We start from the raw sequence: 12,819 nt of genomic DNA, 5'->3' as shown, positions 1-12,819 counted from the left end.
CGCATTCTAGCCGAATACCACCGCGTTTGCGTAGCCCATTTTGCGGCGCACAACACAAGGGTTTGCCCCATATCAATGCAAACAAGGCTGATGAATGGTCAATCCGGGGGCAATTCTTTGCAGATTTGTGACCGCCATGTAGTGTGGCGACTACAACAAAAACCATGATGGGGGCGGTTCATGGCCAGATCATGGCAAAAACACCTGCAACGTCGACCCGCTGCCGTTGCGGGCGCGGCGAGGGGTATAATCTGTCTGAACTTTTTTCCCATTGCTTCCGAAACAGGTGCATCCATGCCACACCGTCGCTCCGCCTTTTTCATTTCTGACCGCACCGGCATCACCGCCGAATCGCTGGGCAACACCCTGCTGACCCAGTTTGATACGCTGGATTTCAAGCGTGAAGCCATCCCCTTCATCGACACGGTGGAAAAAGCCCAGGTGGTGGCCCACCACATTCGCGCCGTGGCTGAAGCGGACGACCTCAAGCCTCTGGTGTTCACCAGCATCGTCAACCCGGAAGTGCGCGAGGTGCTGCACATCGACAATGCGCTGGTGGTGGATTTCTTCGACACCTTCATTGGCGAACTGGAAGCCGAGCTGGGCCAGAAGGCCTCGCTCACCCTTGGCAAGGCGCATGGCGTGGGCAGCGAAGAGAAATACGACCACCGTATCGAGGCGGTGAACTTCTCGCTCAATCACGACGACGGCGTGAAGCTGAAAGACCTGGCCGAGGCCGATGTGATTCTGGTTGGTGTGTCCCGCTCCGGCAAAACCCCGACCTGCCTGTACCTGGCACTGCAATACGGCATCAAGGCAGCTAACTACCCGCTCACCCCGGAAGACCTGGACAGCCCCACCCTGCCCAAGATGTTGCTGCCTTACCGCAACAAGATGTTTGGCCTTTCCATCGACCCGGCCCGCCTGCATCACATCCGCCAGGAACGTCGCCCGGATTCCAAGTACGCCAGCCTGGATAACTGCCACTTCGAAGTGAACGAGGCCGAATCCATGTTCCGCTTCCACGGTGTGCCCTTCATCAGCACCACGCACAAGTCGATTGAGGAAATTGCCACCACCATCATGCACAAGGCTACCCTCACCCGTCGCTTCTAAGCGCGAAGCGGCTCACAAAACCCCTGTTGCTGCGTTGCGCCTCCTTGTGACAAGGCGCAACGCATAGCACTTGACGCCCGTGGTCGCCACGTGTTGTGATAGAAAACATGAACTCCCGCATCGCATTCGCATCCTTCAACTGGTGGTGGCGCCTCTCCTGAGGTGGCACCGGCGACTGCGCACGCATACAACCCGGAGGCTGCCGACAAGGCGGATCCGGGTTTTGTTTTGTCTACGTTCCGCCTTGTCGATGGTTTCCCTTACTTGATCAGCAACAGGAACCCGACATGAAACCGAGCGACATCACTTCCCAGGACATCATTCTCACCGGCGACCGCACCACCGGCTCGCTGCACCTTGGCCATTACGTTGGCTCCTTGCGCAACCGTGTGCTGCTGCAAGAGCGCTGTCAGCAATTCCTGCTGCTGGCCGACGCCCAGGCGCTGACCGACAATATGGGCAATTACCTGAAAGTGCGTGACAACGTGCTGCAGGTGGCGCTGGATTACCTGGCGGTGGGCATAGACCCGGCCAAGAGCACCATTTTCATCCAGAGCCTGGTGCCGGAGCTGACCGAGCTGGCGTCTTACTACCTCAATCTGGTGACGGTATCGCGGCTGGAACGCAACCCCACCATCAAGGATGAAATAAAACAACGCGGCTACGAGCGCGACATCCCGGCTGGTTTCCTCACCTACCCCGCCGCCCAGGCTGCTGACATCACCGCCTTCAAGGCCACCATCGTGCCGGTGGGTGAAGACCAGATTCCGATGATCGAACAGACCAACGAAATCGTGCGTCGCTTCAACGCCAGCGTGGAACACCCGGTACTGGTGGAGGCCAAGGCCATGGTGCCGGAAGTAGGCGCGCGCCTGCCCGGCATCGACGGCAAGGCCAAGATGTCCAAATCACTGGGCAACACCCTTACCCTGTCCGCCAGCGCCGATGAAATCCGCCAGGCGGTGAAGATGATGTATACCGACCCCAATCACCTGCGCGTGTCCGACCCGGGCCAGGTGGAGGGCAATGTGGTGTTCAGCTATCTGGATGCCTTCCACCCCAATATCGAACTGGTCAAGCGCCTGAAGGAGCACTACCGCCTGGGCGGGCTGGGCGACACCGTCATCAAGCAGCATCTGGAAGAATGCCTGCAGGAACTGCTGGCTCCCATCCGCCAGCGCCGTGAGGAATACGCCCGCGACCCGGCCGCCGTACTGGCCATGCTCAAAGAGGGTACTGCACGTGCCCGTCAGGTGGCCGCCGTCACCCTGAGTGAAGTGAAGGCCGCCATGGGGCTGAATTACTACTGATCGATGCGTATGCGTCATGGCAACACGGCCACCCGGCAGCGGGTGGCCGCCAACTGGAGGAATGCCCGTGGAATTCGTCTATCAATGTCAGAATCTGGATGAAGTGCGCACGCAAATCGACCGTATCGACCGTGCGCTGGTCTCCCTGCTGGCCGAGCGCGGCCTGTATGTGAAACAGGCAGCCCGCTTCAAGCACAGTAACGAGGAAGTGGAAGGTGGCAAGCGGGTGGATCAGGTGATGCGCCGGGTGGAAAAGCTGGCGGGCGAACTGGGAGCAGACCCCAGGCTAACCGCCGAGGTGTACCGCACCATGATCAGCCATTTCATTGCCAGCGAGCTGCAGGAATTCGTCAGCATGGGCAAAGCACTGCCCACGGCTTAGACTGTCAGCCTGTCTTCATCCTTCAGGAAACAACCATGACGCTGCTACGCCCCCTGCTGCTGGCTGTGAGCCTCTTCAGCCTGCTTCCGCAGGCTCATGCCGAAGAAATCGGCAAGGTTTCCACCACCTTCCGCCTGCTCAGCCCTAACGACAAGGTGGTGGTAGAGGCTTTCGATGACCCGTCGGTAGCCGGCGTGGCCTGTTATGTGTCACGCGCCCAAACCGGCGGCTACAGCGGTGCGGTAGGACTGGCCAAGGACCCGTCGCGCTTTTCCGTCGCCTGCCGTCAGATTGGCAGCATCAGCTTTGCCAAACCGCTGCCGAAACAGGAAGAAGTGTTCAAGGAAAGCGCGTCCTTCATCTTCAAGCATGTGCGGGTGGTGCGCATTGTCGATGCCAAGCGCAATACCCTGGTGTATCTGACTTATTCCGACAAGCTGGTAGACGGCAGCCCGGACAATGCAGTCACCGCCGTACCGGTGAGCGGCCAGAACATTCCGCAGAAGTAAGTGGCGGTGTCGATGAATCACACACCGGACCACCCCACCCTCACCTTGCAATTGGCTGGCCGGCTTTGGGACTTCCTGTCAGCCGGTCGCAGACATCAAGCCTGCGATGTGCTGGTGGTATGCGGTTCTTATGACCTGAGAGTGGCAGAGCATGCAGCAGACTTGCTGCAACAGGGCATTGCCCCGTACATGCTGATCAGCGGCAATACCGGCAACTGGACCCGTGATTTGTGGAACAGGCCGGAGGCCGAAGTGTTTGCCGAGCGCGTGCTATCCCTCGGCATCAAGCAACAGCAAATAGTACTGGAACCGCAGGCACGCAGCTTTGCCGAGAATCTGGCCTTTGCCCGCGCCCTCTGCCCGGATGCACGGCGCGTCACCTTTGTCACCAAGCCCAACTCCATCCGCCGCGTCACCCAGACCCAGCCGATACACTGGCCGGACATCGACTTCTCCGTCGATGCGCCGGACTTTGCCTTTCCCTGGGACGTATCCAATATGGTCGGGGTGTTCGGCCTGATCGAAGAAATGGTGGGCGATATCCACCGCCTACTGCGCTATCCGCGTCTGGGTTATCAGCAGGCGTTGCCCATTCCGGACGCGGTGCTGGATGCCTGGCAACAACTGATTGCACTGGGTTACAACCGCCACCTGCTGAGCGGCAGTGCGCTGGATGACCTGCCTGGCACATATGCAAGCCAGTAAGGTGGCTGACGCTTACACCCGCACCTTCAAGCCGTCATAGCCCACTTCCACGCCCGGCGGGCAGAGTGCTGACAGCGCGTGGTATTCCAGCCGGTGAATCATGTGGATCAACACGGTGCGGCGGGCGCCAATGCGGGCTGCCCATTCCATTGACTGATGGAAACCCAGGTGTGAGGGGTAGCCATCCATGTTCAGGCAATCCAGAAACAGCACATCCAGCCCTTGCAGCAGCGCCAGGCTTTCATCCGGGATGGACGACAGGTCGGTCAGCCAGGCGACATTGCCGATACGCCAGCCCAGGCAGGGCCAGCTGCCGTGTTGCAAGGGAATGGGGGTAATGGACAAGCCATCATGCTCGAACGGCCCCTCCACCACTTCCGGCAGCAACACCGGCTTGTCCCACACTTTGGAAGGGGGTTGCAACGCATAGCCAAAACGGCTGGTGATGTTGTTCATGGTAAAGGCATTGCCGTACAGCACTACCGCGCCTTGTTTGACGTAGCAGAAGGCACGCAGGTCGTCGATGCCGTTGAGATGATCAGCATGCGGATGGGTGTACAGCACGGCGTCCACCCGGCTGATTCCTTCACGCAGTGCCTGCTGGCGCAGGTCCGGCCCGGTGTCGATCAGCAGGCCCTGTTCGCCGCAGCGGATATAAGCCGAGCAGCGGGTGCGGTGATTGCGCGGGTCGGTGGAGCGGCAGGTGTCACACTGGCAGCCAATGGCCGGGGTGCCGGAACTGGAACCGCACCCCAGGATGGTGATTTCCATTTCGCCAACACGCGGGGCCGTCATGGGGTCAGCCTGCCTGCCCGGCTTGCGGGCGCTGGATCTTGCTGAACAGGCGATAGAAGTTGTCGCTGGTGGCGGCGGCCACTTCTTCGAAGCTGATGCCACGTAGTTCGGCAATATGCTCGGCCACATGCCGCACATAGGCAGGCTCGTTCAGCTTGCCACGGTAAGGCACCGGAGCCAGATAGGGGGAATCGGTTTCCACCAGCATGCGTTCCAGCGGCATCTTTTGCGCCACTTCCTTGATCTGGGCGGCGTTCTTGAAGGTCACGATGCCGGAGAAGGAAATATAAAAGCCGATTTCCAGCGCAGCCTGTGCCACCTCCCAGTTTTCGGTAAAGCAGTGCATCACCCCGCCACACTGCTCGGCCCCCTCCTCACGCAGGATGCGGATGGTATCGGCAGCGGATTCACGGGTGTGGATGATCAGCGGCAAACCTGCGCGCTTTGCCGCGCGGATGTGGGTACGGAAACGCTGGTGCTGCCATTCCAGATCGCCCTTGCACCAGTGATAGTCCAGCCCGGTTTCGCCAATGCCCACCACGCGCGGGTGTGCTGCATGGGCCAGCAGTTCTTCCTCGCTGAATTCTTCCGCTTCCGGGTCATCCGGATGAATGCCAACGGTGGCGTACAGATTGACGTGATTTTCCGCCAGCGCCAGCACCTCGGGATACTTGGGACGCGACACACCGATCACCAGCGCCAGCTCGACACCGTTGTGCTGCATATTGCCCAGCACCTCGGGCAGACGGCTGGAGAGATCGGGGAAATTGATATGGCAGTGTGAATCAACAAGCATGGTGTGTGTTCTGGCTGGCAGCGCCGCCGGCAACAGCCGGGCGGCAGGGTTTACATGGTATGGGTGGGGCGGCTGGAGTTGAGCACACCGCCCAGCAGGGTTTCAATCTTGGCTTTGGCCTGGTTGCCGGCATCACCGTAGGCAAACTCCACGCCTATGCCCTGCACGCGGCTGTTATTGGCACCGGCCGGGGTAATCCACACCACCTTGGCCTGCACGGCAATTTTCTGTGGTTCGTCCATCAGCGTCAGCAACAGGAATACCTCTTCACCCAGTTTCATTTCCTTGTTGGTCGGAATGAAAATCCCCCCGGTTTTGAGGAAGGGCATGTAGGCCGCAAACAGCGCACTGCGCTCCTTGATGTGCAGCGACAGCACGCCTGGGCGTGCGGGATCGGGGCGAGGCGTATTGTCCATTGCGCATATCCGCTATTGATGATTGAAGCGCCGAGTTGTTCGGCAGCCTGTTGCATGGCAAGTACTTCCGGGGCAGCGCGTATCAGCCTTGGCGGCCACCGGCAAAAATCTTCAGGTAATCCATCAGCAAGGCTTCCAGCTGCAGCCGGGTATTGAGCGTGTGCTGACCAAACGGAGCCAGCTGCTGCAAGGCATCCTGGCAGCGCATCAGGGCCACCGGGTCGCAACGCTGTACCAGCGCCTGCAACACCTGCTGCTTGTCTGGATGATAGCGGACAATCCCCGCCAGACTCAAACCAGCCAGATCATGCAGCCATTTCATCAGCCAGCCCAGCGGTATGGCCAAGGGCAGCTTTTGCTTGTCCACCAATTCGGCCAGGTTGAGGATGCTGGCGAATGTCGGTTGTCCCAGCCCGTCAATAAACTGGCTGCGCAGCTTGGCCAGCGCCGGGTCGTGGTCAAACAAGGGCGCGCCGCCGTTATGCGCCAGTTCGTTCGCCGCATTCTCCACGCCTTGTTGCTGCAACCAGGCTAGTGCCTGCGCCGGGCTGGGGGCAGAAAGCGGAAACTGGCGGCAACGGCTGCGTATGGTGGGCAACAGGCGCTGGGCAGCCTGCGCCACCAGCAGGAACAGTACATCCTGTGGCGGTTCTTCCAGGATTTTCAGCAAGGCATTGGCCGCTGCCGGGTTCAGGTTTTCTGCCGGCTCCACCACGATGATGCGCCGTCCGGCACGGTGGGCGGTGAGGTGGGCGAACTCGATGACTTCGCGCACCGCTTCAATCTTGATCAAGGGCAGCTTGCGGCCGGGTTTGGCTTCCTTGCCCTCTTCTTCGTCATCGGTTTGCGGGGACAGGCGACGGAAGTCCGGATGCGTGCCGTGGGCAAACCAGCGGCAAGCCTCGCACTGGCCGCAGGGCTGATGGTCGGCTTCCAGTTGTTCGCACAGCAGCGACTGGGCCAGATGCAGGGCAAACTCCAGCTTGCCGGTGCCGGCCGGGCCGATGAACAGCCAGGCATTGGGCAGGCGTGTACGTTCACTGTTCAGTCGCTGCCAGTCCTGCTCTTGCCAGGGAAACAGCATCAGCGTTGCTCCAGCAGGGCGGTCAGATGGCCGGCAATATCCTGTTGCAACTGGGCAATGCTGCGGGTGGCATCCAGCACCCGGAAACGCGGGTCTGCCGCAGCGCGCTGCAAATAAGCCTGGCGGACGCGCTGGTGGAAGTCGGCCTTTTCCTGCTCGAAACGGTCCAGCTGGCGGCTACCGGCCATGCGCTGGCTGGCCACATCCAGCGGCACATCGAACAACAGCGTCAACGTCGGCTGCAAACCTTGCTGCACCCAGTCTTCCAGCGCGGCAATGCGCTGGGTCGGCACACCGCGTCCACCACCTTGAAAAGCAAAGGTGGAGTCGGTAAAGCGGTCGGACACCACCCAGCGTCCGGCCTGCAGCGCGGGGCGAATCACGCTGGACAGCAGTTGCTGGCGCGAGGCGAACATCAGCAGGGTTTCGGCATCCAGTGACACTTCGGTGTCCACCGCCAGCAGCAAGGTGCGGATTTGCTCTCCCAGCGGTGTACCGCCGGGTTCGCGGGTAAATTCGGCCTCAATGCCATGTGTACTCAGCCAGTCGCGGATAAAGCCCAGATGGGTGCTTTTGCCGGCACCGTCTATGCCTTCCAGCGTGATGAAGCAGCCAGTCTGACTAGTCATTGGAGCCTTTCTTCAGAATATATTTGCGCACCGCCTGATTGTGCTCGTCCAGCGTAGCCGAGAAATAGGAGCTGCCATCGCCCTTCGCCACAAAATACAGGGCCGTGGAATTGGCAGGATTGGCCGCTGCTTCCAGCGCGGCCTTGCCGGGCATGGCGATGGGCGTGGGCGTCAGGCCGTTGCGGGTATAGGTATTGTAGGGGGTGTCACGACGCAAGTCGGCCTTGCTGATATTGCCATGATAGGCGCTGCCCATGCCGTAGATGACCGAAGGGTCGGTCTGCAGGCGCATGCCCTTGTGCAGCCGGTTGACAAACACTGCCGCGACCAGCGGTCGATCGGCGTCCAGCGAGGTTTCTTTTTCCACCAGGCTGGCCATGATCAGCAATTCATACGGCGTGTGATACGGCAGATCAGCCTTGCGCGCAGTCCAGGCAGCATCCAGCTTTTGCTGCATGGTGTTGTAGGCGCGGCGATAGAGTTCCAGATCGCTACTACCCGGGGTGAACAGATAGGTGCTGGGGAAGAACAAGCCCTCGGCCGCGACACCCTCCAGCCCCAGTTGTTGCAACAGCTGGGTATCGCTCAAATCACGTGCGTCGTGCTTGATGTCCGGATTGCGGTCAATCGCCTGGCGGAACTGGCGGAAATTCCAGCCTTCAATGAGCGTCAGGCTGGCTTCATCCGGGTGGCCATCAGCTAGGCGCTGCAGGATGTCCCACATCGAGGCGCTATCGCTGAACTGGTACAGCCCGGCCTTGATCTTGCGATCCATGCCTTGCATGCGGCCCAGCAACATCATGATGTTGCGGTTACGGATCACCCCTTCGTCCGCCAGGCTACGCGCCACCTGACCCAGGGTGCGATTGGGGCCGATGGTGAGTTTGTAGGGGGATTGCGGCAGCTCGACCGGAATGACCACCACCCAGCTCAGCCAGGCAACAGCGGTCAGCACGGCCAGCAGCAGGATGCGTGGCCACAAGGCAGGGGATTTTCGTCTGGGTTTGGCAGGCACGGCAGATATTGACGACAAGGTGATTGGGCAAGGCTGTGATGATACCAGCTAGGGCCGCCGCTGGCATGCCGCATGGACCGGCGTGCGGTATGCCAGCCATTGGCCGGGTTTGCATGCGAGCAAGCAGTACAATGTCATAACAGCTATAGTAAGCGCTGTGCCTGGCGGTCAATATGCGGGAACTCCCGGCCCGCCGCCTTCTCCCATGCAGCACACCTCATACCGGAGACATCTGCAATGAAACCGTTTTTCCGCCTTGCCTGCGCCATCGTCGCCCTAAGCCTCGGCCATTACGCCATGGCCGAGGAAAATCAGCAGCATTTGTTCAATCTGCCGCCGGAGGCCTTCCAGCCCAATCCCAAAGTGCCCGGCCAGATGATTTATCTCAAACCCGGCGTAGATCTGAAACAGTATCACGCAGTCATTCTGGAGCCGCTGTCCTTTCTGGAGCGGCAGAACGACGGCAATTGGCAGCTATTGGTTGCCGCGGAAAGAAACAAGATCGACAGCTACTACCGCATGAGCATGGAAACCGCACTGCGCAAGGAGAAAATCCGGGTGGTAACCGAACCGGGGCCGGGGGTGGCACGCCTGCGCCTGGCAGTCACCGGTTTTCAGCAGGACAAGCCCGGCCTGGCGGTCAGCGACATCCTGCCCATCAAGGCGGCTTTCAATCTGGCACGCTTCGCCACCGGCACCGACCCCTATCTGCTGAAAGTGTCCACCATGGGCCAACTTGAAGACGCGCAGGATCACACCTTGCTGGCAGGTGGCGTCAATCTGATCGAGAACCCGGGCAGCAAAACCAAGGATGAAGCGATCACTGCAGATTTGCTGAAGAAGATGATTAAAAACTGGACGGCCAAGAACGCCAGCCAGCTGGCCCGTGCGTTGTCGCCAGCCCAGTGATTGCATCAGGAACAAACACTGACAAGCGCTGTAACAATCCGTAATGGATAAAGCCGTAAAATCCGTTTATGTTACGCTGCACAAGCAGCAGAATATTCTGCTTGATAACCGGGATGCTTCCCACTCAACCAAAAGGAAACTGCAATGCGCAAATTCGTGATGATGGCACTGTTGACCCTGGCCACTGCCAATGTTGCTCTGGCAGCCGACGCCAGCTGTGATGCCAAGGCGGCCGAGAAGAAACTGGCGGGTGCCGCCAAGACCAGCTTCCTGAAAAAGTGTGAGAAGGACAGCAAGGCTGCTGCACCGCAAGCCATGTGCGAAGGCAAGGCTGCCGACAAGAAACTGGCCGGTGCCGCCAAGAACAGCTTTGTGAAGAAGTGCGTGAAAGACGCAGCTTCCGCACCCAAGTAAGCATGCCGGCGGGCCATCACGGCCCGCCACTCCCCACTCCCCACTCCCCACTCCCCACTCCCCACTCCCCACTCCCCACTCCCCACTCCCAGTAAAACTTGCCTCATCCCCCCTGCTCACGTCAAAATACATCGGATGATTGGATGAATAGAGACAAAACATGCCGCTACTGCATCAAGCCAGACGCTCGCTGGTAGACCTGGCCGTCGAGGATATCGGCCAACGACTGGCCGCCGGTCAATGGCCGGTGGACAGCCGCATTCCCACCGAACCGGAACTGGCAGCCCTGCTGGGCATCAGCCGCAACACCGTGCGCGAGGCCGTGCGGGTATTGCTGTATGCCGGTTTGCTGGAGGTACGGCAGGGGGACGGCACTTATGTCCGGGCCACCACCAGCCCCGCCGAGGCCATGCGGGCCATCAGCCGGGCCAGCCTGCGCGAGCAGCTGGAAGTCCGCGCCCTGCTGGAAGAACACACCGCCCGTCTGGCAGCACTACGCGCCAGCCCGCAGGACGTGGCACGCATAGCCCGCCTGCTGACGCTACGCGGTGAGCAACAGCAGTATCCGGACCCCGCCGACTTCATCAACCGCGACCTGGACTTTCACCTGGCCATTGCCGAGGCCAGTGGCAATGCGGCACTGGCCGAGCTGTACCGCTATTTCACTCTGACGGTACAGGACAGCATCCTGCGCACCATGCATGACGAAGCCCTGCCCGACCCGGACCTGGCCTCGCATCAGGCCATCGTCGATGCCATTGCCCATGGTGATGGCAAGGCCGCTGGCGAAGCTGCCGCTGCAGTCACCCAGCCGCTATTGCAAGTACTGGACAGCCTGTTGCCCCCCAGCCCGGCCAGCATCACCCCACCGACAACTACACGAGATTGAGCATGCCCCCTCCATTACCCGACACCAGCAAGCTGCTGGCAGAAGAATTACTGATTGATGCCGAAATCGACGACGAAGGCGTGCAACAACAGCCTCCTCCGGTCCGCACACGTGCCATGCTGGTGCTGGGTATGGTGCTGATCGGCATCAATCTGCGACCTGCACTTTCCAGCCTGGCCCCAGTGCTGGACCAGGTAAAGCACGACCTGGGTCTGACGGCCACCATGGCCAGCCTGCTCACCACCCTGCCGGTGTTGTGTCTGGGGCTGTTCGGCCCGTTGGCACCACAGCTGGCGCGCCGCTATGGCAGTGAACGCAGCATTGCCGGTGCACTGTTGCTGCTGAGCATCGGCATCCTGCTGCGCAGCCAGCTTGGGTATGTCGGCCTGTTGCTGGGTGCCTTGCTATCCGGGGCGGCCATCGGCATTTGCGGTGTGCTGCTGCCGGGTATTGTCAAACGGGATTTTGCCGACCGGGCCGGGCTGATGACCGGGGTGTACACCATGGCCTTGTGTCTGGGTGCCGCGCTGGCAGCCGGTGCCACCGTGCCGCTGGATCAGCTGTTTGGCCACAGCTGGCAAGCGGCACTGGCGTTCTGGGCCACAACGGCCTTGCTGGCTTTCATCGCCTGGTGGCCGCAGCTGTCAGCGCGACAAGCACAGCATGCCGGCCACTGGCAGGTCAGCGGCTTGTGGCGCGATGCATTGGCCTGGCAAGTGACCGCCTATATGGGTTTGCAATCTTCGCTGTCTTACATCGTGTTTGGCTGGATGCCGTCCATGCTGATCGAACGGGGCCTCACGCCCTTGCAAGCCGGACTGCTGATGTCGCTGTCCATCATGACGCAGGTGCTGTCCTCGCTGGGCGTACCCTTGCTGGCTCAGCGCGGAAGGGACCAACGCTTGCCCATTGCCTGCGTGATGCTTCTCACCCTGGCCGGGCTGCTGGGCATGTTGTATGCGCCGGTCGGCCAGCTGTGGGCATGGGCGGTATTGCTGGGTATCGGGCAGGGTGGCGCTTTCAGCATGGCCTTGAGCCTGCTGGTGCTTCGCGCGCCGGATGCCCATGTGGCCGCCCATCTGTCGGGCATGGCACAGGGGGTGGGTTATACCTTGGCCGCATGCGGCCCGCTGGCCGCCGGCATCATCCACGACATGGCAGGCAACTGGGCACCAGTGGGCTGGTTGTTTGGCGGCATTGCCATAACAGCGCTATGTGCAGGTGTACTGGCCGGCAGAAAGAAAACGGTAAATGCAAGGGCCCGGCGGCTGGATTGAATCCGGGTGCACCACTTGCGCTTCAGGCGTGCGGCCGGGCCACCACCCCATAACGCTGCCACAATTCAGCCAGACTGTGGCGGCTCAAGGGCAAGGGGTGCGCGGCCAGTTGCAAGCTGCCCGGCAGACGGGAGATGTCACCATCCCAGCCAGCCATGCCTGCGGCGGCGATGTCCGGCAAGTCGCGGTCATCCACCACGGCCAGTTCTCCGGCGATTTCGATGAAGAGCTGTCCGTCATCGGTCATGAAGGCCTCGCGGGCCTGCACATCGTCGTCACACGGCAGGGTTTCCCAACGGCCATCCTGCCAGCGTGCCACCAACGGAGCGGCATCCAGGCTGACAAACACTTTTTGCGGCCCGTTCTGTACGTAATAACGCCCCTGGGCATCACGGCTGTAATTGCGGTTAAAGAACGCCACCATGCCATCGTGATGCAGCCTTTCCTCTCGTATCCACCACTGACCGCGGGCATCCAGCCGCAGCCAGCCGAATACCGCCGGGACATTGGGCCACTTGGCCATGGCAGCCAATACCTGGGAATCCATCTCCAAACTCCTTGCAGGCTTCCTTG

Annotated in this window: 16 protein-coding genes; 9 read left to right on the top strand and 7 right to left on the bottom strand. The window is 60.7% G+C overall.

The features are described from left to right. The first annotated feature begins 294 nt into the window (after positions 1-294). From HWX34_RS11065 to HWX34_RS11045, 5 genes are all read left to right on the top strand, one after another. A complete protein-coding gene (locus tag HWX34_RS11065) occupies positions 295-1,116 on the top strand; it encodes a pyruvate, water dikinase regulatory protein (RefSeq protein WP_178972292.1) in 822 nt (273 codons plus the stop codon). Between the two features lie 287 nt (positions 1,117-1,403). Continuing rightward, complete coding sequence (trpS, locus tag HWX34_RS11060; RefSeq protein WP_178972291.1) at positions 1,404-2,426, top strand: tryptophan--tRNA ligase; 1,023 nt, start codon at positions 1,404-1,406, stop codon at positions 2,424-2,426. Positions 2,427-2,493: 67 nt separating this feature from the next. Continuing rightward, entirely contained in the window at positions 2,494-2,808 is a 315-nt protein-coding gene (locus tag HWX34_RS11055) for a chorismate mutase (RefSeq protein ID WP_178972290.1), read from the top strand. Positions 2,809-2,843: 35 nt separating this feature from the next. Beyond that, positions 2,844-3,317, top strand: coding sequence for a CreA family protein (locus tag HWX34_RS11050; RefSeq protein ID WP_178972289.1), 474 nt, complete (start codon positions 2,844-2,846; stop codon positions 3,315-3,317). A 12-nt stretch (positions 3,318-3,329) separates the two neighbouring features. Next, the gene (locus tag HWX34_RS11045; RefSeq protein ID WP_178972288.1) at positions 3,330-4,022 is read left to right on the top strand and encodes a YdcF family protein; all 693 of its coding nucleotides are present in this window, start codon (positions 3,330-3,332) and stop codon (positions 4,020-4,022) included. A gap of 12 nt (positions 4,023-4,034) precedes the next feature. On the opposite strand, the gene HWX34_RS11040 is transcribed toward HWX34_RS11045, so the two are convergent. The 6 genes from HWX34_RS11040 to mltG form a co-directional block, all read right to left on the bottom strand. Next, complete coding sequence (locus tag HWX34_RS11040) at positions 4,035-4,817, bottom strand: MBL fold metallo-hydrolase (protein WP_218645146.1); 783 nt, start codon at positions 4,815-4,817, stop codon at positions 4,035-4,037. Between the two features lie 4 nt (positions 4,818-4,821). Continuing rightward, positions 4,822-5,613, bottom strand: coding sequence for a TatD family hydrolase (locus tag HWX34_RS11035; protein ID WP_178972287.1), 792 nt, complete (start codon positions 5,611-5,613; stop codon positions 4,822-4,824). Between the two features lie 50 nt (positions 5,614-5,663). Next, positions 5,664-6,029, bottom strand: coding sequence for a PilZ domain-containing protein (locus tag HWX34_RS11030; RefSeq protein ID WP_178972286.1), 366 nt, complete (start codon positions 6,027-6,029; stop codon positions 5,664-5,666). Between the two features lie 82 nt (positions 6,030-6,111). Then, complete coding sequence (locus HWX34_RS11025; protein ID WP_178972285.1) at positions 6,112-7,113, bottom strand: DNA polymerase III subunit delta'; 1,002 nt, start codon at positions 7,111-7,113, stop codon at positions 6,112-6,114. After that, positions 7,113-7,742: a dTMP kinase gene (gene tmk / locus HWX34_RS11020; RefSeq protein ID WP_178972284.1), complete on the bottom strand. Its 630-nt coding sequence runs from the start codon at positions 7,740-7,742 to the stop codon at positions 7,113-7,115. The genes HWX34_RS11025 and tmk overlap by 1 nt, the downstream gene beginning before the upstream one ends. Beyond that, positions 7,735-8,724 (bottom strand): endolytic transglycosylase MltG, encoded by a 990-nt coding sequence (mltG, locus tag HWX34_RS11015; RefSeq protein WP_218645145.1) that lies wholly within the window; start codon positions 8,722-8,724, stop codon positions 7,735-7,737. The genes tmk and mltG overlap by 8 nt, the downstream gene beginning before the upstream one ends. A 270-nt stretch (positions 8,725-8,994) precedes the next feature. Between mltG and HWX34_RS11010 the strand changes: the two genes are divergently transcribed. The 4 genes from HWX34_RS11010 to HWX34_RS10995 all read left to right on the top strand — a co-directional run bounded on the left by HWX34_RS11010 (position 8,995) and on the right by HWX34_RS10995 (position 12,246). Further along, positions 8,995-9,666: a DUF3313 domain-containing protein gene (locus tag HWX34_RS11010; protein WP_178972283.1), complete on the top strand. Its 672-nt coding sequence runs from the start codon at positions 8,995-8,997 to the stop codon at positions 9,664-9,666. 144 nt (positions 9,667-9,810) lie between these two features. Beyond that, on the top strand, positions 9,811-10,080 hold the full coding sequence (locus HWX34_RS11005) for a hypothetical protein (protein WP_178972282.1): 270 nt from the start codon (positions 9,811-9,813) through the stop codon (positions 10,078-10,080). Between the two features lie 160 nt (positions 10,081-10,240). Next, positions 10,241-10,969, top strand: coding sequence for a FadR/GntR family transcriptional regulator (locus HWX34_RS11000; protein WP_178972281.1), 729 nt, complete (start codon positions 10,241-10,243; stop codon positions 10,967-10,969). A 2-nt stretch (positions 10,970-10,971) separates the two neighbouring features. After that, a complete protein-coding gene (locus HWX34_RS10995; RefSeq protein ID WP_178972280.1) occupies positions 10,972-12,246 on the top strand; it encodes an MFS transporter in 1,275 nt (424 codons plus the stop codon). Positions 12,247-12,268: 22 nt separating this feature from the next. Here the strand turns inward: HWX34_RS10995 and HWX34_RS10990 are convergent, their stop codons facing one another. Further along, entirely contained in the window at positions 12,269-12,793 is a 525-nt protein-coding gene (locus HWX34_RS10990; protein ID WP_178972279.1) for a DUF2946 family protein, read from the bottom strand. Positions 12,794-12,819: the final 26 nt, after the last annotated feature.

It is taken from the genome of Aquitalea sp. LB_tupeE (genome assembly GCF_013391415.1).
Classification (GTDB): domain Bacteria; phylum Pseudomonadota; class Gammaproteobacteria; order Burkholderiales; family Chromobacteriaceae; genus Aquitalea.
The sequence above is the reverse complement of the archived record's forward strand: the minus strand, read 5'-3'. Positions and strand labels throughout refer to the sequence as shown.